26 protein-coding genes are annotated in these 26,701 nt (G+C 68.4%); 18 read left to right on the top strand and 8 right to left on the bottom strand.

The window, feature by feature from the left end:
• Positions 1-4 precede the first annotated feature (4 nt).
• Together IM689_RS06365 and manA are read left to right on the top strand one after the other, a co-directional pair.
• Positions 5-802 (top strand): alpha/beta fold hydrolase, encoded by a 798-nt coding sequence (locus tag IM689_RS06365; RefSeq protein ID WP_227484568.1) that lies wholly within the window; start codon positions 5-7, stop codon positions 800-802.
• Between the two features lie 54 nt (positions 803-856).
• Complete coding sequence (gene manA / locus IM689_RS06360; protein WP_227484567.1) at positions 857-2,035, top strand: mannose-6-phosphate isomerase, class I; 1,179 nt, start codon at positions 857-859, stop codon at positions 2,033-2,035.
• A gap of 12 nt (positions 2,036-2,047) precedes the next feature.
• Here the strand turns inward: manA and IM689_RS06355 are convergent, their stop codons facing one another.
• The gene (locus IM689_RS06355; protein WP_193643346.1) at positions 2,048-2,857 is read right to left on the bottom strand and encodes a class I SAM-dependent methyltransferase; all 810 of its coding nucleotides are present in this window, start codon (positions 2,855-2,857) and stop codon (positions 2,048-2,050) included.
• A gap of 104 nt (positions 2,858-2,961) precedes the next feature.
• Between IM689_RS06355 and mshA the strand changes: the two genes are divergently transcribed.
• Genes mshA through IM689_RS06340 form a run of 3 tightly spaced genes read left to right on the top strand, consistent with a single transcriptional unit; the run spans position 2,962 to position 5,565 of the window.
• The gene (gene mshA / locus IM689_RS06350) at positions 2,962-4,245 is read left to right on the top strand and encodes a D-inositol-3-phosphate glycosyltransferase (RefSeq protein ID WP_193643591.1); all 1,284 of its coding nucleotides are present in this window, start codon (positions 2,962-2,964) and stop codon (positions 4,243-4,245) included.
• A gap of 28 nt (positions 4,246-4,273) precedes the next feature.
• Complete coding sequence (locus IM689_RS06345) at positions 4,274-4,780, top strand: type III secretion system chaperone family protein (RefSeq protein ID WP_193643345.1); 507 nt, start codon at positions 4,274-4,276, stop codon at positions 4,778-4,780.
• A 38-nt stretch (positions 4,781-4,818) separates the two neighbouring features.
• Entirely contained in the window at positions 4,819-5,565 is a 747-nt protein-coding gene (locus IM689_RS06340; protein ID WP_047312331.1) for a phosphoglyceromutase, read from the top strand.
• A 223-nt stretch (positions 5,566-5,788) separates the two neighbouring features.
• Here the strand turns inward: IM689_RS06340 and phoU are convergent, their stop codons facing one another.
• Entirely contained in the window at positions 5,789-6,451 is a 663-nt protein-coding gene (gene phoU, locus IM689_RS06335) for a phosphate signaling complex protein PhoU (RefSeq protein WP_193643344.1), read from the bottom strand.
• A 191-nt stretch (positions 6,452-6,642) separates the two neighbouring features.
• Here phoU and IM689_RS06330 point away from each other — a divergent pair, with 191 nt between their 5' ends.
• Positions 6,643-7,902 (top strand): sensor histidine kinase, encoded by a 1,260-nt coding sequence (locus IM689_RS06330; RefSeq protein ID WP_319803821.1) that lies wholly within the window; start codon positions 6,643-6,645, stop codon positions 7,900-7,902.
• Positions 7,899-8,579, top strand: a complete 681-nt coding sequence (locus IM689_RS06325) for a response regulator transcription factor (protein ID WP_193643343.1) — start codon at positions 7,899-7,901, stop codon at positions 8,577-8,579. The genes IM689_RS06330 and IM689_RS06325 overlap by 4 nt, the downstream gene beginning before the upstream one ends.
• A 90-nt stretch (positions 8,580-8,669) precedes the next feature.
• Here IM689_RS06325 and IM689_RS06320 read toward each other — a convergent pair whose 3' ends face one another.
• Entirely contained in the window at positions 8,670-9,224 is a 555-nt protein-coding gene (locus IM689_RS06320) for a hypothetical protein (protein WP_193643342.1), read from the bottom strand.
• Positions 9,225-9,447: 223 nt separating this feature from the next.
• Here IM689_RS06320 and IM689_RS06315 point away from each other — a divergent pair, with 223 nt between their 5' ends.
• The 7 genes from IM689_RS06315 to rlmB all read left to right on the top strand — a co-directional run bounded on the left by IM689_RS06315 (position 9,448) and on the right by rlmB (position 15,539).
• Positions 9,448-9,930 (top strand): CarD family transcriptional regulator, encoded by a 483-nt coding sequence (locus tag IM689_RS06315; RefSeq protein ID WP_047312327.1) that lies wholly within the window; start codon positions 9,448-9,450, stop codon positions 9,928-9,930.
• Positions 9,927-10,694, top strand: a complete 768-nt coding sequence (locus tag IM689_RS06310) for an IspD/TarI family cytidylyltransferase (protein WP_193643589.1) — start codon at positions 9,927-9,929, stop codon at positions 10,692-10,694. Before IM689_RS06315 ends, IM689_RS06310 begins: the two co-directional genes overlap by 4 nt.
• The gene (ispF, locus tag IM689_RS06305) at positions 10,691-11,191 is read left to right on the top strand and encodes a 2-C-methyl-D-erythritol 2,4-cyclodiphosphate synthase (protein ID WP_193643341.1); all 501 of its coding nucleotides are present in this window, start codon (positions 10,691-10,693) and stop codon (positions 11,189-11,191) included. Before IM689_RS06310 ends, ispF begins: the two co-directional genes overlap by 4 nt.
• A gap of 83 nt (positions 11,192-11,274) precedes the next feature.
• Positions 11,275-12,360, top strand: a complete 1,086-nt coding sequence (locus IM689_RS06300) for an S-(hydroxymethyl)mycothiol dehydrogenase (RefSeq protein ID WP_193643340.1) — start codon at positions 11,275-11,277, stop codon at positions 12,358-12,360.
• A complete protein-coding gene (locus tag IM689_RS06295) occupies positions 12,360-13,016 on the top strand; it encodes an MBL fold metallo-hydrolase (RefSeq protein ID WP_193643339.1) in 657 nt (218 codons plus the stop codon). The genes IM689_RS06300 and IM689_RS06295 overlap by 1 nt, the downstream gene beginning before the upstream one ends.
• A 100-nt stretch (positions 13,017-13,116) precedes the next feature.
• Positions 13,117-14,565 carry a cysteine--tRNA ligase gene (gene cysS, locus IM689_RS06290; protein ID WP_193643338.1) on the top strand — a complete coding sequence of 483 codons (1,449 nt, stop codon included), beginning with the start codon at positions 13,117-13,119 and terminating at the stop codon, positions 14,563-14,565.
• Positions 14,565-15,539, top strand: coding sequence for a 23S rRNA (guanosine(2251)-2'-O)-methyltransferase RlmB (gene rlmB / locus IM689_RS06285; RefSeq protein ID WP_047312322.1), 975 nt, complete (start codon positions 14,565-14,567; stop codon positions 15,537-15,539). Before cysS ends, rlmB begins: the two co-directional genes overlap by 1 nt.
• Positions 15,540-15,631: 92 nt before the next feature.
• On the opposite strand, the gene IM689_RS15020 is transcribed toward rlmB, so the two are convergent.
• From IM689_RS15020 to IM689_RS06270, 3 genes are all read right to left on the bottom strand, one after another.
• The gene (locus IM689_RS15020) at positions 15,632-16,399 is read right to left on the bottom strand and encodes an RDD family protein (protein ID WP_193643337.1); all 768 of its coding nucleotides are present in this window, start codon (positions 16,397-16,399) and stop codon (positions 15,632-15,634) included.
• Between the two features lie 96 nt (positions 16,400-16,495).
• Entirely contained in the window at positions 16,496-17,737 is a 1,242-nt protein-coding gene (locus tag IM689_RS06275) for a DUF4032 domain-containing protein (protein WP_129665577.1), read from the bottom strand.
• Positions 17,738-17,862: 125 nt separating this feature from the next.
• Entirely contained in the window at positions 17,863-18,933 is a 1,071-nt protein-coding gene (locus IM689_RS06270; protein ID WP_193643336.1) for an ABC transporter ATP-binding protein, read from the bottom strand.
• A 337-nt stretch (positions 18,934-19,270) separates the two neighbouring features.
• Here IM689_RS06270 and IM689_RS06265 point away from each other — a divergent pair, with 337 nt between their 5' ends.
• From IM689_RS06265 to IM689_RS06250, 4 genes are all read left to right on the top strand, one after another.
• Positions 19,271-20,587, top strand: a complete 1,317-nt coding sequence (locus IM689_RS06265) for a sugar ABC transporter substrate-binding protein (protein ID WP_193643335.1) — start codon at positions 19,271-19,273, stop codon at positions 20,585-20,587.
• Between the two features lie 88 nt (positions 20,588-20,675).
• Positions 20,676-22,253, top strand: coding sequence for an ABC transporter permease subunit (locus IM689_RS06260; RefSeq protein ID WP_193643334.1), 1,578 nt, complete (start codon positions 20,676-20,678; stop codon positions 22,251-22,253).
• Positions 22,253-23,194, top strand: coding sequence for a sugar ABC transporter permease (locus tag IM689_RS06255; RefSeq protein ID WP_193643333.1), 942 nt, complete (start codon positions 22,253-22,255; stop codon positions 23,192-23,194). The genes IM689_RS06260 and IM689_RS06255 overlap by 1 nt, the downstream gene beginning before the upstream one ends.
• Positions 23,195-23,334: 140 nt before the next feature.
• A complete protein-coding gene (locus IM689_RS06250; protein WP_193643332.1) occupies positions 23,335-24,366 on the top strand; it encodes a LacI family DNA-binding transcriptional regulator in 1,032 nt (343 codons plus the stop codon).
• A 16-nt stretch (positions 24,367-24,382) separates the two neighbouring features.
• On the opposite strand, the gene otsB is transcribed toward IM689_RS06250, so the two are convergent.
• Together otsB and IM689_RS06240 are read right to left on the bottom strand one after the other, a co-directional pair.
• On the bottom strand, positions 24,383-25,189 hold the full coding sequence (otsB, locus tag IM689_RS06245; protein ID WP_193643331.1) for a trehalose-phosphatase: 807 nt from the start codon (positions 25,187-25,189) through the stop codon (positions 24,383-24,385).
• A complete protein-coding gene (locus tag IM689_RS06240; RefSeq protein WP_193643330.1) occupies positions 25,186-26,610 on the bottom strand; it encodes an alpha,alpha-trehalose-phosphate synthase (UDP-forming) in 1,425 nt (474 codons plus the stop codon). Before IM689_RS06240 ends, otsB begins: the two co-directional genes overlap by 4 nt.
• Positions 26,611-26,701 lie beyond the last annotated feature (91 nt).

The raw sequence follows: 26,701 nt of genomic DNA, 5'->3' as shown, positions 1-26,701 counted from the left end.
AGCTTTGGCAGCTGAGTTCATCGACGGCCCGTCGGGGGCTCTCGAGGTCGTCAGGGCAGGGCGAGGCGAACCCGTCACTGTGTTCGCGCACGGTATGGGAGCCTCGATTCCCTCGACGCGGCCCTACGCGTCGGGCGTCGACGGCACGCGCGTCTTCTTCCACTTTCGCTCGCACGGTCGCTCGGCGCCCGCGTTCGACGGCTGGGACTACGACCACACGGCTGACGAGCTGCTCGCCGTCGCCGACGCCTACGGAGCCACGCGCGCGTTGGGCGTCTCGATGGGTGCCGGGTCGATCCTGCGCATCCTGCAACGCGACCCGAGCCGGTTCGAGCGCGTCGTCCTCGTCATTCCGGCCGTCATCGACTCGCCTCGCAACAGCGAGGGGCTCGAACGGTACAGCGCCATGGCCGAGGCGTCGGCGCGCGGTGACGCCGGCCCGATTCGCGCTCAACTCGAAGCCGAGCTACCCGAGGCCGTGCGCGGCGACGACGCGGCGCGGGCATGGGTCGAGCAGCAGACCGAGGTCTTCCTCGGCCCCGGGATGGCTGAGGCGCTGCGCGACCTGCCCCACGCCGTGCCGGTACCCGATGTCGAGCGCTTGCGCGATCTCACGCTCCCCGTACTCGTGCTCGCGCAGGAGGGCGACACCGTCCATCCCGTCTCGTCGGCGGAGCGCCTCGTGGAGTATCTGCCGAACGCCCGGCTCGAGGTGTTCGACGAGAACGGGCTGCTGTGGGGCCACCGCAGTCGCGTGCGCCAGGTCGTCGGCGCATTCCTCTCTGACGACCATCAGAACTAGACTCGGTTCCGAGTTGCCCGACCGGGTGGCCGGGAAGAAGGTCGAGGAAGAGCGTTGCACCGCATCCAACCCGTGATCAAGGACTACGCCTGGGGCTCGCACGTCGCCCTGGCGCAGCTTGCCGGGCGCGAACAGCCGAGTGCCACGCCCGAGGCTGAGCTCTGGGTCGGCGCCCACGAAGCCGGCCCGGCCCGTGTCGACCTCGGCGACGGGCACTTCTGCGGTCTCGACGAACACATCGCCGGGGACGACGAACGCCACCTCGGCACAGGGTCGCTCGACGCCTTCGGGCGGCGTCTGCCGTTCCTGCTCAAGATCCTCGCCGCCGACAGGGCGCTCTCCATCCAGGCACATCCCGACGCAGCGCGGGCGGCGTCGGCCCCCGAGGGTGTCTACGGTGACTCCTGGGCCAAACCGGAGGCGTGGGTACCGCTCACCGAGTGCGAAGCCTTCGCCGGCTCGTTGCCGTTCGACGAAGCGAGCGCGCTCCTTGTCGGCCTCGACGTGCCCGCGCTCACCGATCTCGTGGATCAGGCGAGGGGCGCGGCTGATCCGGCGCACGCGTTGTTGGCGGCCCTGCTCCACGTTCCTGCCGATGACCGGGCCGAGTTCGTGGCTGCTGTCGTGGCCGCCGTCCGGGCGCTCGTCGACGCAGGTTCGGCCGACGAAGCGACAGCGCGGGCACTGAGCACCGTGCTCGACGTGCACGAGCAGTTCCCAGGTGACGTGGGCGTCGTTGTTCTGCTCACGATGCGCCACCTCGTCATGACGCCCGGGCGCAGTTACTTCATCGGAGCGGGGGTTCTCCACTCGTTCGTGCACGGTACGACGATCGAGGTGCTGGCCAACTCCGACAACGTCGTGCGCGGTGGGCTCACGCCCAAGGAGACGAACGTCGAGGAACTGCTCACGATCGTCGATGTCAGGACGCCGGTCGAAGCCCAGGAGCCGCGGCGCCTGGGAGACGGAGATGGGTCGACGCTGCATCACCCCACAGCAGCGCCCCATTTCGAGCTGTTCGAGGTACGGCCGAACGAAACACCGACGGCGCTGCCGATCGGCGGCGCTCCCGCCGTCATGCTCGCGCTCGACGCACCGGTCACGGTGCGCTGCGGTGACGAAGCCATCCGTCTGGAGCGTCTCGAATGTGTGTGGTCGTCGGCCTCGGACCCCGACGCCGTCGTCACCGGCGTACCCGGCTCGCGGCTGTTCGTCGCGAGCGTCGACATCTGACGCACGTCCCCGTCAGGCGCGGGGCGCGACAGCCGACCAGTCGACCGTGATCTCACCCAGACGCCATCGCGTCGGGCCGTCGAGCAGTGGCCAGCCGTCGTCCTTGAGAGCCCGGGCGCTCGCCACGAAGCGCTGGCGCGCGCCGTGAGGAGCGAGCGGTGCATTGATCGTCCACGCGCGAGAGAGCGCTGCGAGGTAGGCATGCACCGGTTCGCCCGGCACGTTGCGGTGGATGAGCGACTTCACGAGCCGCGGTGCGACGTCCATGGGGTCGCCGAGGCCTGCCAAACGCAGCGAAATCGTGAAACTCACCGGGCCGTCGGGGGTGACGGCCACCCACGTGGAGAGCCGCCCGAGCTCGTCGCAGGTGCCGTCGAGGAGGAGGCCGTGCGGGGCCAGGCGCGAGCAGATCCGCTCCCACGCGCCGGCCACCTCGGACTCGTCGTACTGACGCAGGACGTTCGCGGCGCGCACGATCGTCGCGCTGCGGCCGGCGTCGAGGGGTATCTCGAAACCGCCGCGACGGAACGACAGGCCTGCGAGACCGGGGTTGTGCGCGAGCAGCTCACGCCCCTGCGCGACGCGTGAGGCCTCGATCTCGATGCCGACCGTCCGCACGTCCGGACGCACTCGCCGCAGTCGGTCGTGCAGTTCGACGGCCGTTACGGGGGAGGCGCCGTATCCGAGGTCGACGACGATCGGCGGATCGTCCATCCGGCGCAGGCGCCAGGCCTGCGGGCCGGTCAACCAGCGGTCCTGGCGGCGCAGACGATTGGGGTTCGTCGTCCCCCGCGTCACGGCGCCAACAGGTCGGGAATGCACGGCCCCAACGTATCGTTCGACCGTTCGTGGACGAATCTCGCACCAAGCCCTTCGGTAGCGCTCCCGCGGCCCGCGACTGCAGCGGTCCCGTGCGGCACGTGGCCATGGTGAGCGTCCACACCTCCCCGTTGTCCCAGCCCGGAACGGGCGACGCCGGCGGTCTCAACGTTTACGTCGTCGAGACGGCGAAGCGGTTGGCCGAACGCGGCGTCGAAGTCGACATCTTCACGCGCCGCACGAGCGCAGCCCTCGGCGAGCAGGTGCAGCTCGTGCCGGGCGTCACCGTCCACCACATCGCGGCCGGGCCGTACGAGGGCCTCGGCAAGGACGACCTGCCGGGCCAGCTCTGTGCGTTCGCCGCAGGCATGATGCGCGTCGGGGCGTCGAAGCCGGAGGGGCACTACGACCTCGTGCACTCGCACTACTGGCTCTCGGGCCAGGTGGGTTGGCTCGCCGCCGACCGCTGGCGTGTGCCGCTCATCCACACGATGCACACGATGGCGCGCGTCAAGAACGCCCAACTCGCCGAAGGTGACACCCCCGAGCCCGCCGGGCGCGAGATCGGCGAGGAGCAGGTCGTCACCGCGGCGACGAAGCTCGTCGCCAACACGCCGGCTGAAGCGCGCGAACTCATCGAGCTCTACGGCGCCGACTCGTCGAAGGTCGAGGTCGTCACGCCCGGCGTCGACCTCGACGCCTTCTCACCGACCGACGGCGCCGGTCGCCGCCAGGCACGCGCTCACCTCGGTGTCGAGCCGGACGCGCAGGTCGTGCTGTTCGTCGGGCGCATCCAGCCGCTCAAGGCCCCTGACGTGCTCGTGCGTGCGGTGGCCGAACTCGTGGCCGAGCAGCCGGAGCGGCGCTCGCGGCTCCGACTCGTCGTCGTCGGTGGCCCGTCGGGTTCCGGCCTCGACAAGCCGCTCGCGCTACAGACCTTGGCCCGCGACCTCGGCGTCAAGGACGTCGTCGACTTCGTGCCGCCCGTCGACCGCAGCGCGCTCGTTCGGTGGTTCCACGCGGCCGACGTCGTTGCGGTGCCGTCGCACAGCGAGTCCTTCGGGCTCGTCGCGATCGAGGCGTCGGCTTCGGGCACGCCCGTCGTCGCCGCCGCTGTGGGCGGGTTGCCCACAGCCGTCGGCGACGGGGGAGTGCTCGTCGAGGGCCACGATCCGCTCGACTGGGCGAAGGCCCTCGGGTCGTTGCTCGACGACGACGCCCGCCGCGCGGAACTCGGCGAGCGCGCCGTCGCCCACGCTCGTCAGTACGGCTGGGACGTCAGCGTCGATCGTCTGCTCGACATCTACGCGAACGCCTGCCACGACGACGCGAGTACGGACATCGACGCCTCGCGCGCGCTCGCGGGCGTCCCCAGCGCCATCGTTCCCTGACCCCCGCCCGCCCGCGTAGGTTGGAGTTATGAGCACCGACGACCTCGTTCAGGCAGCGGAAGTGACGGTTCGGGAGTGGCTGGAGGCCTCCGAGCTGGAATGGGAGCTCGGAGCGTCGAACGGCGAGTTCGTCGTCACGCTGCCGGGGGAGAAGAAGCTCAAGACGGTGACGTCGCTCGTCGTGGGGGATCGCACGCTCAAGGCGATGGCGTTCGTCGTGCGCAACCCCGACGAGAACCACGAGGAGGTCTACCGCCTCCTGCTGCAGCGCAACCTGCGAATCCCGGGGGTCGCCTACGGCATCGACGGTGCGGGCGACGTCTACCTCACCGGCCGCCTGCCGCTCGCGGGCCTCGACGGTGAGGCCCTCGACCGGCTGCTCGGCGTCATGCTCGAAGCGAGCGACGGCATCTTCAACGAGGTGCTCTCGCGCGGCTTCCTCACGTCGATGAAGAAGGAATGGCGCTGGCGCACGACGCACGGCGAGTCGACGCGCAACCTCGAGGCCTTCCGCCACCTTCTGGAGAACGACTGAACCCCGGACGCCGGCGGCTCGGACGTTAGGCTGACGCCATGACGTACAAGCTGATTCTGCTCCGCCACGGCGAGTCCGACTGGAACGCGAAGAACCTCTTCACCGGCTGGGTCGACGTGCCGCTCACCGACAAGGGCCGCGCCGAGGCCGTGCGCGGCGGCGAACTGCTCAAGGAAGCCGACCTCCTGCCCGACGTCGTGCACACCTCGTTGCTGCGACGCGCCATCATGACGGCGAACCTCTCGCTCGACGCCGCCGACCGTCACTGGATCCCGGTCAAGCGAGACTGGCGCCTCAACGAGCGTCACTACGGCGCCCTCCAGGGCAAGAACAAGAAGGAAACCCTCGAGGCCTACGGCGAAGAGCAGTTCATGACGTGGCGTCGTTCGTTCGACACCCCGCCGCCGCCCATCGAGAAGGGCAGCGAGTGGAGCCAGGACGCCGACCCGCGCTACGCCGACCTCGGTGACGCCGCGCCGCTGACCGAGTGCCTCAAGGACGTCATCGAGCGCTTCCTGCCCTACTGGGAGAGCGCCATCGTGCCCGACCTCAAGGACGGCAAGACGGTGCTCGTGGCCGCACACGGCAACTCGCTGCGCGCCATGGTGAAGCACCTCGACGGCATCAGCGACGACGACATCGTGGGCGTCAACATCCCTACAGGCATGCCGCTGTACTACGAGCTCGACGAGAACCTCACGCCCGTCACCAAAGGTGGTCGTTACCTCGACCCGGCAGCCGCCGAGGCCGCCGCAGCCGCCGTGGCGAATCAGGGCAAGGCCTGATCGCCCGAGCGCTTCATCACCGGACGGCGCCCGCCCCTTCGCGTGAAGGGGGGGGGTGCCGTCGTCACACCCCGCTGGCCGTAGCTGGTGCGCTTCTGTTCATCCGGCCGCGACATATCGCCGCCAGATGGCCATAAGTGCACCAGATGCGAACAGCCGCCTGACGCGCTGACGGCCCGCCTCCCTCCGGGGAAGCGGGCCGTCAGCGGTGTGCGGCGAGGCGTCAGCGGGTGAGGCCCTCGTCCGGGTTGCCGTAGCGGCCGGTCACGAGGTAGACGATGCGGTCGGCCACGGCCACGGCGTGGTCGCCGTAACGCTCGTAGTAGCGCGACAGGAGGGTGGCGTTCACGCCGGCCTCCATGCCGTGCTCCCAGTCGCCGAGCAGCGTCGTGAAGACCTTCTTGTGCAGCTCGTCCATCTCGTCGTCGATGCGGCCGATCTCGACCGCGGCGTAGACGTCCTTCGAACCGATCGCGTCACCCGTCGCCTGGACGAGCTTCTCGCCCACGCGAGCCATGTCGGCGATGATCGGGCGCAGGTTCTCGGGCACGGCGACGTTGGGCGCCGACATGCGCGCGACCTTCGCGATGTGACGGGCGAGGTCGCCCATGCGCTCGATGTCGGAGCTCATGTGCATGGCCGTGACGACCATGCGCAGGTCGGTGGCCACCGGCTGCTGGCGTGCCAGCAGGTCGACGGCGAGGTCGTCGACCTCACGACGCAGGGCGTCGATGTCGTCGTCGGCCGCGATGACGCTCTCGGCGATCGTGCGGTCACCTTCGAGAAGAGCGGCGGTGGCGCGCTCGAGGGCGGTGCCGACCAGCTTCGTCATGTCGACGAGCTGATCGGAGATCTTGTCGAGGTCCTCGTGGAATGCGTCGCGCACTCGTCCTCCTTGGACTGGGCCCGGGCGGGGCGGATTCAGGGCATGGCAATGCCCAGCATGGGGGTGTTTCCGGGCGAGAGTCGCACGATTCGGTGAACGAAGACAAGCCCCGAGGTGAACACTGGGCGACGTGCCCGGAGGGAGGCGTCGAGGGTTCTGCTCCCCGGGGCCCCTGTGCGTAATCTAGCGGTGTGCCAGCCATTCTCGACCTCATCACCGGTGCGGCCGTCGGCGTCCCCCTGGCCGTCGGTGGATACGCGTTCGGTCGACGCTCGTCGAGTTCCTCCGTGCGCGAACGCGTGCCGTCTGCGACGCCGGCGGCTACGCCGACGTCCCCCGCGCAGCCGGCTGCCGTGTCGGGAGAAGCCGAGGCGTTGTTGCGCACCCTGCGTTCGGGCTGGATGCTCGTCGACCGCTCGGATCGCGTTGCCGCGCACAGCGACGACGTCGACGCGCTCGGTCTCGTGCGTGACGTCGATCTGCGTCACGACGCGGTGCGTGACGTCGTGCGCCGCTCCCGGCGCGAGAACCGCGTCATCGAGACCGACCTCAATCTGGCGCGCGGCCCCATCGAGGGTGCCGAGCTCGACCTGCGGGTCCGGGTGGCGCCACTCAACGCAGACATCGTCGTCGTGCTCGTCGAGGACCGCACGCAGGCGCGTCGCATCGAGGAGACTCGCCGCGACTTCGTCGTCAACGTCTCCCACGAGCTCAAGACTCCGGTGGGCGGCCTGCGTCTGCTGGCGGAAGCCGTCGAGGACGCCGCCGACGATTCCGAGGCAGTGGCCCGGTTCGCGGCCCGCATGAAGACCGAGACCGTACGGCTGTCGAATCTCGTGCAGGAGATCGTCGACCTGTCGCGCCTGCAGGGCGCCGACACCATCGCCACGGCCAAGCCCGTCGACCTCGCCGAGTGCGCGCATCGCGCTGTCGAGGAGACGCGTCTGCTCGCCGAGGGGCGGGGCATCAGCCTGTCGGTACGCACCGACGAAGGCCCGCACCTGGTGCTCGGCGACGAAAGCCTCCTGACGACGGCCTGCCGCAACCTCGTCAACAACGCCGTCAACTACTCCGGCGACGAGACCCGCATCGTCGTCGCCGTGTCGAGCGAGGACGACGCGGTGGCCGTTCAGGTCACCGACCAGGGCGTCGGGCTGTCGGCCGCCGAGATCGAGCGCATCTTCGAGCGCTTCTACCGCGTCGACCCGGCCCGCTCGCGCCAGACCGGCGGAACCGGCCTCGGCCTGGCCATCGTCAAGCACGTGTGCGCGAACCACGGCGGGCAGATCCGCGTGTGGAGCGAACCCGGCGTCGGCTCGACGTTCGAGATGCAGATCCCCGCGTGCAACGGCGAGAGGGCCGGGCGTGAGACGTCCGAACTCGCCGACACGCCCCGTGTACCCGTGAGCGCGGCCGCCAGCCGCACTGCCGAGACGAAGGACAAGCTGTGACTCGAATCCTGGTCGTCGAGGACGAGGAGTCCTACTCCGAGCCCCTCGCCTACATGCTGAAGAAGGAAGGCTACGACGCCGTCGTCGCGGCGACGGGAACGGACGGGCTCGAGGAGTTCGAACGCTCCGGCGCCGACCTCGTGCTGCTCGACGTCATGCTGCCCGGCATGTCCGGCGTCGATGTGTGTCGGCAGCTGCGTACTCGCTCGAGCGTGCCGATCATCATGTTGACGGCCAAGGACAGTGAAATCGACAAGGTCCTCGGCCTCGAACTGGGCGCGGACGACTACGTGACGAAGCCGTACTCGGGGCGTGAACTGCTCGCCCGCATCAAGGCTGTGCTGCGCCGTCAGAGCGAGCCCGAGGAGTTCGAGCCCGACCGCCTGGAGGCCGGTCCCGTCGTCATGGACGTCGAGCGCCATGTCGTGACGGTGGGTGGTGAGCAGATCTCGATGCCGCTCAAGGAGTTCGAACTGCTCGAACTGCTCCTGCGCAACGAGGGCCGCGTGCTCACGCGCATGCAGCTCATCGACCGCGTATGGGGCAGCGACTACGTCGGCGACACGAAGACCCTGGACGTCCACATCAAGCGTCTGCGCGCGAAGATCGAGCCCGACCCCGGTTCGCCGCGCCACATCCTCACCGTGCGCGGTCTGGGCTACAAGCTCGAGGCCTGATCGCCTCCTCACTCACGGCAACGGCTTCGGCCCTGCACCTCAAGCGAGGTGCAGGGCCGAAGCCGTTGAAGACGGTGTGTGACGCGAGGGTCAGTGGCCGGAGCCGTGCGATTCGTTGCCGGACGTTTCGGCCTCGGGGTGCTCCACCTTGGCGTCACCGTAGGGGTACTGGTCGAGCAGCACCGGGATGGCGACCTGCGTGGAACCACCGGGGGACGTCTTGAGCGTGGCCCGGATCTGGTCGCCCACCTTGGCGTCACCGAGGGAGGAGATGGTGACGGGCGAGACGGTCTTGTCGCCGTTGCCGTTCTTCTTGCCGTCGAGGCGGACGCTCGTGCCGGCCGGGATCGTCACCTGTGTGTCGGTGCCGTTCACCGTGATCGTGAGCTGGCTGTCGGACGAACCCGAGTTGTACACGAGACCGTTGAGCTTGCCCTCGGAACCCTCGCCGTTGTTGACGATGAGCAGGTCGGCTGCCTGGAGGTCGCCGACGCGCGCCGAGACGCCGTCGGCGGCGTCGTACTGCAGCTCGGTGGTGTACGGGTTGATGAGCTGACCGCAGCCGGTGAGCGTGGCACCGGCCGTCACGGCCGCGAGCATCACGCCGGCGCTACGGCGCTTGGAGGTCACAATTCGTCGCGTCACGCACGCAAGACTATCGCCTCGTGAGCGACGTGGTGAGCCGGGCCTCGTGCCGGTGATCAAAACGAAACTTTTCCGAATGTTCGGCGTGTCGCGCGCCTCGCCCGTTCGGGCGGTCGATCGGGGGGCTTGCTTCGGTGTGCTATGTGCGGTTCGGCCGCCTCGCACGCCCCGGAATGGCGCGGCTGCGTGGTATCCTGGAGGTCGCGAAAGGGGCTAATACCACATGGAATTCAAAGTCGGCGCGACCGTCGTTTACCCGCACCATGGCGCAGCAACGATCGAAGAGATCAAGGTGCGCAAGATCAAGGGCGAGGACAAGCAGTACCTCGTGCTGAACGTAGCCCAGGGAGACCTGACCATCGAGGTCCCCGCCGAGAACTGCGACCTCGTCGGCGTCCGGGACGTCGTCGACAAGGAGGGGCTCGAGAAGGTGTTCGAGGTCCTGCGTGCAGAGCACACCGAAGAGCCCACCAACTGGTCGCGTCGGTACAAGGCCAACCTCGAGAAGCTCGCTTCCGGCGATGTCATCAAGGTGGCCGAGGTCGTGCGTGACCTGTGGCGCCGCGACCAGGATCGTGGTCTTTCGGCCGGCGAGAAGCGCATGCTCGCCAAGGCCCGTCAGATCCTCGTCTCCGAGCTGGCCCTCGCCGAGCACACGAACGAGGACAAGGCGGAAGCCACCCTCGACGAGGTGCTCGCGTCCTGAACGCCGGAGCAGTTCTCGTCGCTGCGGGCCTCGGCACCCGTCTGGGAGCCGGAAAGCCCAAAGCGCTCGTGACCTTGGGGGGTACGCCCCTCGTGACGCACGCCGTTCGTCGCCTCGTGGCGACGGGCGGAGTGTCGCATGTCGTGGTCGTCGTTCCAGCCTCGCACGAAGACGAATTCGCCGACGTCCTCAGCGAGTTCGCCGACGGCGACGTTCCCGTTGAGATCGTGGCCGGCGGCGCGGAACGCAGTGACTCCGTCCGTTGCGGCCTGCGGGCGCTCGATCGCGAGTGCGACATTGTCCTCGTCCACGACGCCGCGCGCTGCCTTGCCCCTGTGGAGCTCACCGAGCGCGTGCTCGCGGGCCTGGCGGCCGGGGCTGACGCCGTCATTCCGGCGGTGCCGGTCGTCGACACGATCAAGGTCGTCGAGGCCACGGAGACCGCCGGGGACGACGGTGAAGACGACGGCAGGAGCGCAGAAGGCGGAGCAGCGGACGCTCCTGCGCTCGAACGCGTCGTCTCGACGCCGGTGCGCGCCGATCTGCGTGCCGTCCAGACCCCGCAGGGGTTTCGTCGTTCGGTGCTCGTGGCCGCGCACGAATCGGGGCTCGACGCCACCGACGACGCCGCCCTCATCGAACGCGCCGGGGGAGAGGTGCTCGTCGTCGACGGTGATCTCTTCGCCCTCAAAGTCACGACACCGCTCGACATCGTCGTCGCCGAACACCTGCTCGCCGACTCCTCGGAGGCCGAACCCGTATGACCAGCCAGCCCCCCGTCGTCCTGCCGCGCACCGGAATCGGCGTCGACGTCCACCCGTTGGCCGACGACGAGCGGGAGCTCTCCCTCGCGGGCCTCAGCTGGCCGGGTGAGCGTGGCATCGAGGGTCATTCGGACGGTGACGTAGCCGCTCACGCCCTGTGCGACGCGCTCTTCAGCGCAGCCGGCATCGGCGATCTCGGGCAGCACTTCGGCGTCGACCGCCCCGAGCTGGCGGGCGCCAAGGGCGTCACGCTGCTCGAGGAGGCTGCTCGGCTCGTGCGGGAGGCCGGTTTCGAGATTGGCAACGCGGCCGTTCAGGTCATCGGCAACCGTCCGAAGATCGGCAAGCGCCGTGACGAGGCGCAGGTCGCTCTGTCGGCCGCGATCGGCGGCGCCCCGGTGTCGGTGAGCGGCACGACGAGTGACGGCCTCGGCCTCACCGGCCGCGGCGAGGGCATCGCCGCCGTCGCCACGGCGCTCGTCTACCCGCGCGACTGACCGTCCCTCGCATGACGCGGGTCGAGGTTGTCACCGCTTCTCGCTAGGTTGGGATCAGACCCGACAACACTTGAGGAGCCGGTATGTCCCAGACCGTCAAGGGCGTCATCGCCCGTAGCAAGAACGCCGAAGTGGAAGTCGTCGACATCGTCGTTCCCGACCCCGGCCCGGGTGAGGCCGTCGTCGCGATCGAGGCATGCGGTGTCTGCCACACCGACCTGCACTACCGCGAGGGCGGCATCAACGACGAATTCCCCTTCCTCCTCGGGCACGAGGCGGCCGGTCGCGTCGAGGCCGTCGGCGAGGGTGTGACGAACGTCGAGGTGGGCGACTTCGTCGTCCTCAACTGGCGTGCGGTGTGCGGCCAGTGCCGCGCCTGCAAGAAGGGCCAGCCCTGGTACTGCTTCGACACGGCCAACGCGACACAGCAGATGACGCTCGCCGAGGACGGCACCGCACTGACGCCGGCGCTCGGTATCGGTGCGTTCATCGAGAAGACGCTCGTCGCGGCCGGTCAGTGCACGAAAGTCGAGGAGAGCGACGCCGCGGCGGTCGGCCTGCTCGGCTGCGGCGTCATGGCCGGTTTCGGTGCGGCCGTCAACACCGGCCAGGTGACGCGCGGTGAGTCCGTTGCCGTCATCGGCTGCGGTGGCGTGGGGTGCGCGGCTATCGCGGGTGCGAAGACCGCCGGCGCCACGACCATCATCGCCGTCGACATCGACGACGAGAAGCTCGGCAACGCCAAGGCGTTCGGCGCCACGCACACGATCAACTCGGAGAAGGACGACGCCGTCGAGAAGATCCGTGAACTCACGGGCGGCTTCGGGGCCGACGTCGTCGTGGAGGCTGTCGGTCGTCCCGAGACGTACGAGCAGGCGTTCTACGCCCGCGACCTGGCCGGCCGCGTCGTCCTCGTCGGCGTGCCGACGCCCGACATGGAGCTCACGCTGCCGCTGCTCGAGATCTTCGGCCGCGGTGGTGCGCTCAAGTCGAGCTGGTACGGCGACTGCCTGCCGGAGCGCGACTTCCCGATGCTCGTCGACCTCTACAAGCAGGGCCGCTTCCCGCTCGAGGAGTTCATCACCGAGAAGATCGGTCTCAACGAGGTCGAGAAGGCCTTCGACACGATGAAGGGCGGCAAGGTGCTGCGTTCGGTGGTGACCCTCTGATGGCCGAATTCACCGACCAGGGCGCCGCTGTTCTCGCACACGAGGACGGCCTGCGCATCCAGCGCGTCGTCACGTCCGGCACCTTCGAACTCGACGGTGGCAGCTGGGACGTCGACAACAACGTCTGGCTCATCGGCGATGACCGGGAGGTCGCCGTCGTCGACCCGGCCCACGACGCAGCCCCGATCCTTGACGCCGTTGCGGGCCGCACGGTCGTCGGCATCTGGTGCACGCACGCCCACAACGACCACATCACTGCGGCCGGTGACGTCCGCGAAGCCTCGGGGGCACCCGTGTTCCTCCACCCAGAGGATCGCGTCCTGTGGGACATGACGTACGACTGGCAGCCCGACGAGGCGCTCGCCGACGGCGATGAGCTCACGGTGGCCGGCACGAGCGTCCGCGTCATTCACACGCCGGGACACGCTCCGGGTGCGGTGTGCTTCTTCGTCCCCGCGCTCGGCGCGGTGCTCACCGGAGACACCCTGTTCCAGGGCGGGCCGGGGGCGACCGGTCGCTCCTACTCCGACAAGCCGACGCTCGTGGCGTCGATCCGCGAGAAGCTGTTCACCCTGCCCGGCGACACCGTCGTGCTCACGGGCCACGGCGACTCGACGACGCTCGCCGCCGAAGAGGTCGGCCTCGAGGACGAGTGACCCACTCCTGCGGGTTCTCGCCCCGGATCCACCTGCAGTCGATCCGGGGCGAGAACGTGGCCGGGCGAGCACGCCTGCGGAGGCCGATAGAATCGGGCCTGTGACTCTGCAGATCTTCGACACCGCCACTCGCGAGCTTCGCGACTTCGAACCCGTGAACCCCGGCAAGGTCGGCATCTACATCTGCGGCCTCACCACGCAGGGTTCACCGCACATCGGCCACCTGCGCTTCGCCGTCGCGTTCGACGTGCTGCGCAACTGGCTGACGCGCGGGCACGGCTACGACGTCACGCTGGTGCGCAACGTCACCGACATTGACGACAAGATCCTGCGTAAGTCCGCCGAGGCGGGCGAGCCGTGGTTCGCATGGAGCTACCTGCACGAACGCGAGACGAGCGACGCGCTCGACACCCTCGGCGTCAAGCGACCCACGTACGAGCCGCGTGCCACCGGGCACGTCACCGACATGGTCGAGCTCATGGAGATGCTCATCGAGCGAGGCCACGCCTACCCGGCGTCCGACGGCTCCGGTGACGTCTACTTCGACGTCAAGAGCTTCCCCGAGTACGGCTCCCTCACGCGTCAGAACCTCGACGACATGGAGGCTGCGGGCGACGCAGATCCGCGTGGCAAGAATGATCAGCGCGACTTCGCCCTGTGGAAGGGGCGCAAGGACGACGAACCCGCCTCCGCGAACTGGCCCACGCCCTGGGGTGAAGGACGCCCGGGCTGGCACCTCGAGTGCTCCGCCATGGCGCGACGCTGGCTCGGCGACACGTTCGACATCCACGGCGGCGGTATCGATCTGCGCTTCCCGCACCACGAGAACGAGCAGGCCCAGTCGCACGCTGCGGGCCTCGGCTTCGCGCGCTACTGGATGCACAACGGCTGGGTCACCCTCTCCGGCGAGAAGATGAGCAAGTCGCTCGGCAACACCCTCGCCGTTAGCGAACTGACGAAGACGGTGCGGCCCATCGTCGTGCGCTACTACCTCAGCGCCGTCCACTACCGCTCGACGATCGAGTACACGCCGGACTCGCTCGCCGAGGCTGCGGCTGCGGTCGAGCGCATCGAGGGCTTCCTGCGTCGTGCGCTCGGCGCCGACGCCGTGCTCACGAGCGACGACGTCGCCGGTGTGGAACTGCCGCGCGCCTTCGTCGAGGCCATGGATGACGACATCAACGTCTCCGGTGCGCTCGCGGCCTGCTTCGACGCCATCCGCGAGGGCAACACCGCCATCGACGAGGCCGACGTGGAGCGCGTCGAGAAACTCGCCACGCAGGTCGCCGCCATGACGGACGTGCTCGGCGTCAACCCGCTCGACCCGCAGTGGTCGGGTCGTTCGGCCGGCGGCCAGGACCAGGCGATGGACGCCCTGGGCGCCCTCGTCGAAGCGCTCGTCGAACAGCGCAAGGCCGCCCGCGCAGCGAAGAACTTCGAGGCGGCCGACACCATCCGCGACCAGCTGGCCGACGCCGGCGTCGTGGTCGAGGACACCCCTGACGGCGCGCGCTGGAGTCTCGCGCGGCAGGGCGGAAAGGACAACTGATGGCAGGCAACTCCTCGCGCCGAGGCGCGATTCGCAAGGGCAGTTCGAAGAAGGGCATGACGGTCGGCAGCGGTGGCCAGCGCCGCCGCGGCCTCGAGGGCAAGGGCCCGACGCCGAAGGCGGAGGAACGCCCGAACCACAAGGCGTACAAGTCCGCGGCCCGATCGGGCGCGGCCCAGGGCGCCCCGAACGGACGACGTTCGAGCGGGGCCCGCCGTGAGCGCACCTCGAGCGAGGTCATCGCCGGGCGCAACTCGGTGCTCGAGGCGCTACGCGTGGGCGTGCCCGCGACGACGCTCTACGTCGCGAGCCGCATCGACTCCGACGACCGTGTGCGCGAGACGCTCAAGATCGCCACGGAGCAGGGCGTGCCGATGCTCGAGACGCCGCGCGGCGAACTCGACCGCCTCACCGACGGCGCCGTGCACCAGGGCCTGGCGCTGCAGGTGCCGCCGTACGACTACGCCCACCCCGGCGACCTCATCGACCCGGAGCTGCCCGGCACGCCGCTCGTCGTCGCGCTCGACGGCATCACCGACCCCCGCAACCTCGGTGCCATCGTCCGCTCGACGGCGGCCTTCGGTGGCCACGGCGTCGTCGTTCCGCAGCGACGCAGCGCCGGCATGACCGCGTCGGCCTGGAAGACCTCGGCCGGTGCAGCTGCGCGCATCCCGGTGGCTCAGGCGAGCAACCTCACGGCGGCGCTCAAGGACTTCAAGAAGGCGGGCTTCTTCGTCATCGGCCTCGACATGGACGGTGACGTCGACCTGCCCGGCCTCGAGCTGGCGGACCGCCCGCTCGTCGTCGTCGTCGGTTCCGAGGGCAAGGGCCTCTCGCGTCTCGTCGCGGAGACCTGCGACCAGATCGTGTCGGTGCCGATGAGTTCCTCCGTCGAGTCGCTCAACGCAGGCATCGCCACGAGCGTCACGCTGTACCAGGTGGCCGTGAACCGCGGGCTGGGCTCGACGCGCTGACACTGCGCCGAACAGCGCGGCTGCGTCACGCGAAACACGAGGAGCGCCCCGACCGATCCGGTCGGGGCGCTCCTCGTTCGTGCGTGATGTGATCAGCTGTTCGGCTTCTCCACGACGACCGAGTTCATGATCTTGTCGGCGAAGGTCTGACGCTTGGTGTCCCACAGCGGCCACAGGTAGCCGATGTAGCACGGAAGCCAGTCCAGGAAGTGTGCGAGCCCACGCACGAACGTCATGCCGGCGCCGAGGGGCTGACCGGTCTGCTCCGAGAGGAGCGTGATACCGGTCCACTTCTTGCCGAGGCTCTGGCCCGTCTTGCCCTGACGGAACACAAGGTTCCAGATGGAGAACGCGAAAACCACGAGATAGCACAGCATCCCGAGAGCCAAGGCGCCCGTGCTCGGCCTGCCCGTGGTGGTCGTGTTGCCGTACACGTCGGTGGAGGTCTCGAGGTCGCTCATCGACGTGCCCATCGCAATGGCGGCGATGATGATGAACGGCATCATGATCAGGGTGTCGAGGAGGTACGCGAGGACGCGCTTGCCCCAGTGCGCATAGGGCATCGGGGCCTGGGCCATGGCACCGAACTGCTGCTGGCCGTAGCCAGGCTGCGCGCCGTACGCGGGCTGGCCGTACTGCTGGCCGCCCTGGCCGTACGCGTCGTGCCCTTGCTGGCCGTACTGCTGCTGGCCGTATGGCTGCTGCCCGTAGTGCTGGTTGCCCTGCTGGCCGTACGCGTCGTGTCCCGGCTGCTGGCCGTAAGGCTGCTGCCCGTACTGACCGCCGTTGTTCTGGCCGTGCGCATTGGCGTTGAACTGGTCTCCGAGGCCGCCCGGACCGTGCGGATCGTTGGTACTCACTGTTCCTCCACCCTTGTGGTTCGTTATGTCCTGGCGCACACGCTAGCCCGTTCGGGCTGGCGTTGGCCGAAGGCGTACCGCGCTAGGACGCACGGATCAGGGGTTGAGATCCATCTGCATCGGTGTCGTGTCGGGCGCGATGACGTTCTTCTCGTCCGGCTTCGTGGGAAGGATGTGCTTCACGTAGTCGACGACGGCCTGTTCGATCGTCACGTCGTGGCGCTGTCGCTCCGACATGTACCAGCGGTGCTCGAGCACCTCGTGGAAGATCTCGGCGGGCTCGAGTTTGCCGCGCATCTCGGGCGGTACGGAGCGCGTGACGGGCTCGTAGATCGTGGCCAGCCAGTCGCGGGCGACGGCCTCCTCGTCGTCGTTCTGACGGTTCTTGCTCGCGGTGAAGCTCACGAGGTCGTTGAGCAGGCGACGCGCCTGGTTCTCGCCGACCTCGAGGCCCGTGAGGTGGCGCAGACGGCGTGAGTGGTAGCCGGCTTCCACGATCTGCGGTTTGATCTGCATCGTCGTGCCGTCGATGTCGGTGGTGATGTCGAGTTCACCGACGTCGAAGCCGAGCTCGTTGAGAGCCCGGATGCGTTCCTCGACACGCCAGGCCTCGCTGGCGTCGAAGCGTTCGGTGTCGGTGATCGCCCGCCAGAGCTCGTGATAGCGCTCGACGATGGTGTTGCTCACCTCGATGGGGTCCATGTCCTCCGGAAGCATGCCGCCGGCTTGGAGATCCATGAGTTCGCCGGCGATGTTGACGCGGGCGATGTCGAGGTCGTGCTCACGCTGACCGTCGGAGAGCTGATCGCGCAGTTCGCCGGTCTCGGCGTCGACGAGGTACGCGGCGAACTCACCGGCGTCGCGGCGGAAGAGGGCGTTCGACAAGGAGACGTCGCCCCACCAGAAACCGACGAGGTGCACCTTGACGAGCAGCACGGCGAGGGCGTCGATGAGCCGTGTGGCGGCGTCGGGGCGCAGCGTCTGGCTGATCATCGCCCGGTAGGGCATGGAGAACTGCAGGTGACGGGTGAGCAGGCAGGCGTCGAGGGGAGAGCCGTCGGGGGCGGTTCGGCCGGTGACGACGGCGATGGCTTCCACACACGGCAGGTGCAGGCGGCGCAGCTGCTTGAGCATGTTGTACTCGCGCAACGCGATGTCGCTCTTGATCTCCTTGACGGCCAACACGCGGCCGTCGACGCGGGCGAAACGCACGATGTGACGCGAGATGCCGCGGGGGAGGGCAGCCAGACGGTCGGCGGGCCACTCCTCGAGCGGGGTGCTCCACGGCAGACTGAACAGCGCCGGGTAGGGCCGTGAGGCCTTGATGTCGAGTGCCACCGCGTCATTCTCCCATCTGGCATAGGTGTGCCGGTTCCGCGCGCTCCGCGTGTCCACCAGCCGAGCTCCGAACGCGCGTGAGGGGCGCCGCAGGCTGCGGCGCCCCTCACCTCGTGCAGTGCGGGTCAGTCGTTGACGCGCTCGCCCGTCTCGACGTCGAAGAGGTGGATGTGGTCGGTCTTCGGCGCGAAGAAGATCGTGTCGCCCTTCTTCGGGGGACGGCGGCCGTCGACGCGAGCCATGACCTGGTACTCCTCGCCGTCTGCCTGCGTCTTGCCGTAGACGTATGCGTCGGCGCCGAGCTCCTCGACCATGACCACGTCGACCTTGAGCCCTTCGTCGGCCGGCGCGAGATCCTCGGGTCGAATGCCGAGCGTGACGCGGTTGGCCTTTGGGTTGGCGCTCGCCGGCATCGGGATGCTGCGCGTGCCGAGAAGCACCTTGCCGTCCTTGATGGGCACCTCGAAGAGGTTCATGGCCGGCGAGCCGATGAAGCCGGCGACGAAGACGTTGGCCGGGCGGTCGTACATGTTGCGCGGGGTGTCGCACTGCTGCAGCAGGCCGTCCTTGAGGACGGCGACGCGGTCACCCATCGTCATGGCCTCGACCTGGTCGTGCGTGACATAGACGGTCGTGACGCCGAGGCGGCGCTGCAGGTCGGCGATCTGCGTACGCGTCTGGACGCGCAGCTTGGCGTCGAGGTTCGACAGCGGCTCGTCCATGAGGAACACCTGCGGCTGACGGACGATGGCGCGGCCCATGGCGACACGCTGACGCTGACCACCCGAGAGGTCCTTCGGCTTGCGCTCGAGGAACTGGGTGAGGTCGAGGATCTGGGCGGCCTCTTCGACGCGCTTGCGGATCTCGGCCTTGTCGACACCTGAGATCTTGAGCGCGAAGCCCATGTTGTCGGCGACGCTCATGTGCGGGTAGAGCGCGTAGTTCTGGAAGACCATGGCGACGTCGCGGTCCTTGGGGGACAGCGCGGTGACGTCCTTGCCGTCGATGAGGATGCGGCCGCTCGTGACCTCCTCGAGGCCGGCCAGCATGCGCAGGGAGGTCGACTTACCGCAGCCCGAGGGGCCGACGAGGACGAGGAATTCACCGTCGGCGATCTCGATGTTGAGGTCGGAGACGCTGGGGCGCTCGGCGCCCGGGTACGTGAGGGAGACGCGGTCGTACGTAACAGTTGCCATGGTTTTCCTTTGACGCTCACCGGCAGGAACGTGCCGGACGATCCGTTGTGAACGGGTGTCGCACGGAATGTGACGACGCACACATCATGCCCGACGCGGGTGGTCCCTGCCTAGACTTCGACGCACATTTGTTTTCGTGGCGCTCAAACGAGCGATGCTCTGTGGCGCGAAGCTCGAGGTTGCTTGCGTTCGGCCTGTCGACCCCTGGCGCCGACGCCAGCGAGGGCAGTGATGAAACCGTTATCTGAAACGCTTTGCAAAGAGTGAAAACGTCTTCACACTGTGAAGCGGACCACACGTTCTCGTCCGAGAGCGTTCCTCACGTAACGGAGTACCTATGACCAAGCGCAGTGTTGCCGTCGCTCTCGCCGGCGTCGTCGCCTTCTCGCTGTCCGCCTGCGGTGGCGGAGACTCGTCCTCGAGCAAGAGCAGCTCGAAGTCGTCCGGATCGTCCGCGTCCGGCTCGGCCGCCGCGACCGGCGCAGTCAACGCGAAGGACCCGAAGCGCGACGCCAGCGCCGACCTCGTCATCTGGACCGACGGTACCGCTGCCCCGACCGTCGCGAAGCTGGCCTCGGAGTTCGCCAAGCAGAACGGCGTCAAGGTCTCCGTGCAGACCGCCACGGACGTGCGCGGCAACTACAACACCGCCTTCAAGGCCGGTCAGGCTCCCGACATCATCGTCGGCGCACACGACTGGATGGGCGAGCTCGTCGCCAATGGTTCCGTCGCTCCCGTCCAGCTCTCCGCCCAGACGGCTGCCGGGTTCAACCCGGTCGCCATCACGGCGTCGAAGTACAACGGCCAGACCTACGGCGTGCCCTACGCTGTCGAGAACATGGCCCTCGTGCGCAACACGGCCTACGCCAAGGACGCGCCGAAGACGCTCGACGAGCTCATCGCCACGGGCCAGAAGGCCGTCGACTCGAAGAAGGCCACCAACGTCCTCGCCCTCGAAATGGGCAAGGTCGGCGACGCCTACCACGGCTACCCGTTCCTCTCCGGGTTCAAGGGCAGCATCTTCGGTACGAAGGACAACGGCGACTACGACGCCAACAAGCTCATGGTGAACTCGCCGGAGACGCTCAAGGGCGCGAACCTTCTTGCCGAGCTCGGCAAGAAGAAGGTTTTGTCGACCAACATCGACAAGACGAACGCCGACAACCTCTTCGCGAACGGAAAGGCCGCCTACGCCATCACGGGTCCGTGGTCGCTTCCGACTTACGACAAGGCCGGCGTGAAGTACGCCGTCAGCGCCATGCCGACCGTCGAAGGCGGCGGCAAGATGACGCCGTTCCTCGGCGTCCAGATGTTCTACGTCTCATCGAAGGCCAAGAACGCCACGGTCGCCCAGACGTTCGCGACGTCCTTCCTCACCACCGAGGCCGCGCAGAAGCAGCTCTTCGAGGTCGGCAAGCGTCCGCCGGCACTCAAGGCCGCCTACGACGCCGTGGCCAAGACCGACCCGCAGGTCGCCCAGTGGGCAGCTGCCGGCGAGGGTGCCAAGCCGATGCCGAACATCCCCGCGATGAACGCCGTCTGGCAGCCGCTCGGCCAGGCCCTGGCCGACGTCATCTCGGGCAAGTCCGCACCGGACGCCCGTTTCAACAAGGCACAGTCGGAGATTCAGGCCGCTATCAAGGCCGGTAACTGAGCCTCCTCCTCCCGTGAGCCGGTGACCGTCCCTCGGTCACCGGCTCACGGCACGCTCACCCCTTCGCCTCACACCCTGGAGTTCGTTCATGGCGACGCCTGCCGCCCCCACGCAGAGCGCGGCTCTGCCTCCCGCGAAGAGCGCCCGTTGGGCGATCGTCACCAAGTGGGTGGCCATCGCCGCGGCCCTCGCGCTGTGCCTCTACCTCGTGACGAAGCTCGCGTCCGCCGGGTACTCGCTCGCCGTCGTCGGGGTCGCCTTCGTCGCGATGGCCGTCCTCGTCGTCTACGGCACCCGCAAAAACGTCCCCGCCAAGTACTTGCTGCCAGGGCTGCTGCTGCTCGTCGGCCTCCAGGTGTGGCCGATCGCCTACACGGCTGCCACGTCGTTCACGAACTACGGCCAGGGCCACCTCGTCTCCAAGGAGGAGGCGACGAAGCAGAACATCGCCTACTCCGTGCAGCAGGTTCCGGATTCGCCGACGTACAACCTCTCGGTTGCGGTCAAGGAGGGCCAGGACGTCACGAAGGGCGACCTGTACTTCCTGCTCGCCGACGAGAAGGGGAACAAGCTCGTCGGTGACGCCAAGGGCACCGCGCCGCTCGCGGGTGCGACCGAGATGAGCCTCGGGCGCATCACCTCGGCCGAGGGCTTCCACATCCTCAACCTCGGCGAGGCCAACCGCCGCAAGGATCTGAGCGCCTTCGCGGTGCCCACCGACGACGGAGGCGGCATCAAGGCCAGCGGCGCCACGCAGGCGTTCGAGGGCAAGCCCGCGCTGCGTCTCGACGAGGCCAAGGACGAACTCCTCGACAGCTCCACCGGCACCGTCTACGTCGCGAAGAACGCGCGCTGGGAGCCGAAGAACGGTGAAGGCTCGCCGCTCGCCGTCGGGTGGAAGGAGAACGTCGGGCTCAAGAACTACACGAACCTGTTCACCAACCCGACGCTGCGCTCGGGCTTCCTCGGCATCTTCGCGTGGAACATCGCCTTCGCCATTCTCTCGGTGCTCACGACGTTCGTGCTCGGCATGCTCCTCGCCCTGCTGCTCAACGACCCCCGGATGAAGGGCAAAGCGATCTACCGAAGCCTGCTCATCCTCCCGTACGCCGTGCCGGTGTTCGTCTCGGCTCTCGTGTGGGCCTCGATGTTCAACCAGGAGTTCGGTCTCATCAACACGATGACCGGCCTCCACATCGACTGGATGGGCGACCCGTGGGCCGCCCGCGCCGCCATCCTGCTCGTCAACCTGTGGCTCGGCTTCCCGTACATGTTCGTCGTGTGCACGGGCGCGCTGCAGTCGCTGCCCGGCGACGTCATGGAAGCCGCGCGCATCGACGGCGCCGGCCCGATCAGGACGCTGCGTTCGATCACCATGCCGCTGCTCCTCGTCGCCGTGGGCCCCCTGCTCATCGCGTCGTTCGCCTTCAACTTCAACAACTTCGGCCTCATTTACCTCGTGACGAAGGGTGCGCCCTTCGTCGGGGGCGACACACAGATCGGCTCCACCGACCTGCTCATCACGTACGCCTTCCGTCTCGCGATGGACGGCACGAGCCCGAACTTCGGCTTCGCCTCCGCGATCGCCGTCGTCATCTTCATCATCGTCGCGCTGCTGAGCTTCCCCGGCTTCCTGCGCAGCAAGGCCCTCGAGGAGGTCAACTGATGTCCGTCAGCCCCGTCAACGGGCCGGTCGCTCCCGTCGAGCCGATCGGTGAGGCAACGACCAAGGCCGCCAGGACGAAGAAGCCCGTGGTCCGCGGAAGCTTCCGGGACGTGTGGTGGCGTCACGCGCTCGCGTTGTTGGCGCTCGCGTTCGCGCTATTCCCGATCGTGTTCCTCATGTCCGCGGCGTTCAATCCGTCCGGCACGCTGAGCTCGACCGGGCTGCTGCCGAGCGGCTTCTCGCTCGACAACTTCAAGGCGCTGTTCACCGACGAGTCGCACCCGTTCGTCACCTGGTACAAGAACGCGCTCATCATCGCGTTCGTCGGCTCGACGCTGTGCGTGTTCATCGGTGCTTGCGCGGCCTTCGCGTTCTCGCGTCTGCGCTTCAAGGGCCGCCGCGCCATGCTGCTGGCCCTCCTGCTGCTGCAGATGTTTCCGGCGCTGCTCGCCTTCGTCGGGCTCTACATCACCTTCACGAAGATCGGCGAGGTGCTGCCGCCCTTCGGGCTCAACACGCTGTGGGGTCTCATCCTCGTCTACATGGGTGGTGCCATGGGCTCGAACGTGTGGCTGCTCAAGGGCTACTTCGACACCGTGCCCAAGGAACTCGACGAGGCGGCTCACGTCGACGGTGCCTCGCACGCTCGCGTCTTCTTCTCGCTGACGCTGCCGCTCGTGCGGCCCATCCTGGTCACCGTGTTCATGGTGACGTTCGTCGGCCTGTTCGGTGAGTTCCTCCTCGCGAGCATCTTCCTCACGGACGTGTCGAAGCAGACCCTCGGCGTCGGCCTCTACGGCATGACGTTCGGTCAGCAGCGCAACGCGCTGTTCGGGCAGTTCGCGGCGGGTGCGCTCCTGTGTTCGCTGCCCATCATGGGTCTCTACCTCGCCTTCCAGAAGCAGCTCATCGGAGGACTCACCACGGGTTCCGTCAAGTGAGTGTTCCGTCGTCCACCGCTGCCGCCGAGAGCCTCACGGCCCCGGCGGCAGCGGCGTCCGACCTCGAAGCGCGAGACACACCCTCAGGGAGGGTCACGGGGACTGTACGGTCGTCGTACGCGTCGAGTTCTGGGGGAGAGATGGCGAACGCCCACGATGACGGGGGCTCACCACCACGGCTGTTGGAGATCGCCGAAGCGGCCGGAGTGTCGCAGGCGACGGTGAGCCGGGTGCTCAACAACAAGTCCGGTGTTGCCGAAGCGACGCGTCAGAGCGTTCTCACCGCGGTCGACGTGCTCGGATATTCACGCCCGTCGAACTTGCAGCGGGCCGGCAGCGGGGCGATCGGCCTCGTCGTGCCCGAGCTCGACAACCCGATCTTTCCGGCCCTCGCCCAGGCCGTGACGACCCGACTCGCCGCGGAGGGGTACACGGCGGTTCTGTGCCCGACGAGCGCGGGCGGCGTGCAGGAGGACGAGTACCTCTCGATGCTGCTCGAGCGAGGCGTCGCGGGCATCGTCCAGGTGAGCGGGCGCCACGCCGACACCACGGCGTCCGTGGCGCGCCAGCGCGAGATGCTCGAGGCCGGTCTGCCGCTCGTGCTCATCAACGGCCACCGCGAGGACCTGCCGGCCCCGTCGCTCTCGACGGACGACGGCGCGGCGATCCGTCTGGCCGTCGACCACCTGCGGCGCCTCGGGCACGACCGCATCGGCCTGGCCGTCGGGCCGGCGCGCTACATCCCGTCGATCCGCAAGACACAGGCCTTCCGGGAAGTCGCGGCCGCCCAGGGGTTCGAGGCGCTCGTCGAGCACACCTGGTTCACCCTGGAGGGCGGTGAACTCGCCGCGCGGCAGCTCATCGCGCGCGGGGTGAGCGCGATCGTCTGCGGATCGGATCTCATGGCACTCGGTGCCATTCGCGCCGCACGCCTCGAGGGCCTCGACGTTCCGGGTGACCTGTCGGTCGTCGGCTACGACGGCTCCATGCTGTGCGAGCACACGGCGCCGCCGCTGACGACGGTGCGTCAGAACGTCGCGGCATTGGCGGCCGGTGCCGTCGACATCCTCGTGCAGCAGATCAAGGGGCAGGCGAGCGAACACCACGAGATGGTCTTCGCACCCGAGCTCGTCGTGCGGGCCTCGACGGGTCCGCGCGCATCGTCGTCGTGAAGGGCGTCACATGCCCTCAGCGGGTGGCTCTCGCTTCGAGGAGTGCCTTGAGCAGGGTCGGCATGGCCTCGCAGGAATCGACGCGATAGGCGGCGGCCGTGTCGCCCTCGCCGACCTTGACGGTGACGTGGCCGCCGGTCGCGTCGAGCGCCTCGAACACCGTCTCGTCCGTGACGTCGTCACCGAAGTAGGCCGTGACGTTGGTGCCCAGCTTTTGTGCCAGGGCGGCGAGCGCGCTGCCCTTCGTCACGTCGAGCACCGACAGCTCGACGACCGACTTGCCCCGCATGGCGCGCACACCCGGCACGTCGTCGGGCACGGCCAGGGCTGCTGCGCTCGCGCGGGCGGCCTCGTCGTCGTCCATGCCGCGCGTGTGCAGGACGACGCCGGCGGGTTTGTGCTCGACGCGCGCCTCACCGAAGCGCTCGACGATCGCCTCCAGCGCCTCGGTGGCACCTTCGAGAGCAGCCTGCTCGGCGGCGCCCAGCCCCGACGACGGTGTCGACGAGCCGTCCGTCAGGGATTCGCTCGACTCGCCGCCGTGGCTGCCGACGAGCACGATGCCGTCGTCCGCGGACAGGCCGGTGAGTTTGCTCAGCGTCGCGAGGTCGCGCCCCGAGACCACGGCCACGTGGACGTCCGGCAACGCCGCCAGTGCGCGCAGTGCCTCGATGGTTCCCGGCTGCGCCCGAGCGCTCATCGGGTCGAGCACGAGGGGCGCGAGGACGCCGTCGAAGTCCGACGCGACGAGCAGGCGGGGCTCCTTCGCGAACCGCTCGACCGCCTGACGCAGGTCGCCCGGAAGCTGCGACGAGGGGCTCATGCGTCCGTGCTCCCGACCTCGTCCTCGGGGCGAGCCGGTGCCGCCTGCAGCGCAGCGAGGTAGTGCTTGGCCCACTCCTGAACCGTTGCCGTCGAGACCGTCGAACGCAGCGCGCTCATGCGCTGCTCCCGGTCGTCGCTCGGTGCCGTGATGGCCTTCATGATGACCTGCTTGAGGCCGGTCAGGTCGTGGGGGTTACACATGTACGCCTCACCCAGTTCGGTGGCTGCGCCGGTGAACTCCGAGAGCACGAGTGCTCCGTCGGCAGGGCAGCACGTGACGTACTCCTTGGCGACGAGGTTCATGCCGTCGCGAAGCGGCGTGACGAGCATGACGTCCGCGGCCGCGAACATAGCTGCCATCTCGGCGCGGTCGAACGACTGATGCATGTAGGTGAGCGCCGTCGCACCGATGCGCGAGAAATCGCCGTTGATGCGTCCGACCGTGAGTTCGACCTGATCGCGCAGATCCATGTACGCCTTGACGCGCTCGCGGCTCGGTGTCGCCACCTGGATGAGCTTGTGCTTCGTGGGGTCGAGCTGGCCGTCGGCGAGCAGTTCGCCGAACGCCTTGAGGCGGTGGCGGATGCCCTTCGTGTAGTCGAGGCGGTCGACACCCAGCAGGATCTTGTCGGGGTTGCCGAGTTGCTCACGGATCTCGCGGGCTCGGGCCTGGACCTCGTCGGTGTCGAGCACCGCACGCAGGCCCTCGGTGTCGATCGAGATCGGCACGGCCGTCGCGCGCACCGCACGGTCGCCGAGGTCGACGACGTCGCCCGTCACATCGAGATCGAGGTACTGGCGCACCGCACGCAGGAAGTTGCCCGCGTCCTCGGTGCGCTGGAAACCCAGGAAGTCGGCGCCGAGCAACCCCTCAAGGATCTCCTCGCGACCCGGCAGCTGTGCGAACAGCTCGACGGCGGGGAAGGGAATGTGGTTGAACCACCCGATGCGCAGGTCAGGGCGCAGTTCGCGCAGCATCTCCGGCACGAGTTGAAGCTGGTAGTCGTGCACCCACACGGTGGCGCCCTCGGCGGCGACGTCGGCGCACGCCTGGGCGAAGCGCTTGTTCACCGCGCGATAGGCACCACGCCAGCTGCGCTTGAACGTCGGCGTGATGATGACGTCGTGGTAGACGGGCCACAGGGTGTCGTTGCTGTGCCCCTCGTAGTAGTCGGCGATCTCCTGTTCCGACAGGGGCACCGGGTGAAGGTGCATGCCCGCGTCGTCGAAGGGGGCGGGTGCCTCGCCCGGGTCGCCCGCCCAGCCGACCCACGCGCCGTCACGTCCGCGCATCACGGCGTCCATGGCGGTGACGAGACCGCCCGGCGAACGGCGCCACTCCTCGTTTCCGTCCTCGCCGGTGACGCGGTCGACGGGTAGGCGGTTGGCTGCGACGACGAAGTCGTACGTGTGGCTCATCGGATTGCTGGCTCCCCGTATTCGCTGGTGCTCGCCCGGCGACGAACTCCCGCTCGATCACCGGTGATTCGAGGTTATCGCGCCTCGGTGA

Origin of the sequence: Dermacoccus barathri, from assembly GCF_015070805.1 — a bacterium.
GTDB classification, from domain to species: Bacteria; Actinomycetota; Actinomycetes; order Actinomycetales; family Dermatophilaceae; genus Dermacoccus; species Dermacoccus abyssi.
The sequence above is the reverse complement of the archived record's forward strand: the minus strand, read 5'-3'. Positions and strand labels throughout refer to the sequence as shown.

Bases quoted from the DNA above. Each gene is read 5' to 3' on its own strand.
- mshA (WP_193643591.1), top strand. From the start codon at position 2,962: ATGGTGAGCGTCCACACCTCCCCGTTGTCCCAGCCCGGAACGGGCGAC.
- IM689_RS06345 (WP_193643345.1), top strand. From the start codon at position 4,274: ATGAGCACCGACGACCTCGTTCAGGCAGCGGAAGTGACGGTTCGGGAG.
- IM689_RS06340 (WP_047312331.1), top strand. From the start codon at position 4,819: ATGACGTACAAGCTGATTCTGCTCCGCCACGGCGAGTCCGACTGGAAC.
- IM689_RS06315 (WP_047312327.1), top strand. From the start codon at position 9,448: ATGGAATTCAAAGTCGGCGCGACCGTCGTTTACCCGCACCATGGCGCA.
- ispF (WP_193643341.1), top strand. From the start codon at position 10,691: ATGACCAGCCAGCCCCCCGTCGTCCTGCCGCGCACCGGAATCGGCGTC.
- IM689_RS06300 (WP_193643340.1), top strand. From the start codon at position 11,275: ATGTCCCAGACCGTCAAGGGCGTCATCGCCCGTAGCAAGAACGCCGAA.
- IM689_RS06295 (WP_193643339.1), top strand. From the start codon at position 12,360: ATGGCCGAATTCACCGACCAGGGCGCCGCTGTTCTCGCACACGAGGAC.
- rlmB (WP_047312322.1), top strand. From the start codon at position 14,565: ATGGCAGGCAACTCCTCGCGCCGAGGCGCGATTCGCAAGGGCAGTTCG.
- IM689_RS06270 (WP_193643336.1), bottom strand. From the start codon at position 18,933: ATGGCAACTGTTACGTACGACCGCGTCTCCCTCACGTACCCGGGCGCC.
- IM689_RS06265 (WP_193643335.1), top strand. From the start codon at position 19,271: ATGACCAAGCGCAGTGTTGCCGTCGCTCTCGCCGGCGTCGTCGCCTTC.
- IM689_RS06260 (WP_193643334.1), top strand. From the start codon at position 20,676: ATGGCGACGCCTGCCGCCCCCACGCAGAGCGCGGCTCTGCCTCCCGCG.
- IM689_RS06255 (WP_193643333.1), top strand. From the start codon at position 22,253: ATGTCCGTCAGCCCCGTCAACGGGCCGGTCGCTCCCGTCGAGCCGATC.
- IM689_RS06250 (WP_193643332.1), top strand. From the start codon at position 23,335: ATGGCGAACGCCCACGATGACGGGGGCTCACCACCACGGCTGTTGGAG.
- otsB (WP_193643331.1), bottom strand. From the start codon at position 25,189: ATGAGCCCCTCGTCGCAGCTTCCGGGCGACCTGCGTCAGGCGGTCGAG.
- IM689_RS06240 (WP_193643330.1), bottom strand. From the start codon at position 26,610: ATGAGCCACACGTACGACTTCGTCGTCGCAGCCAACCGCCTACCCGTC.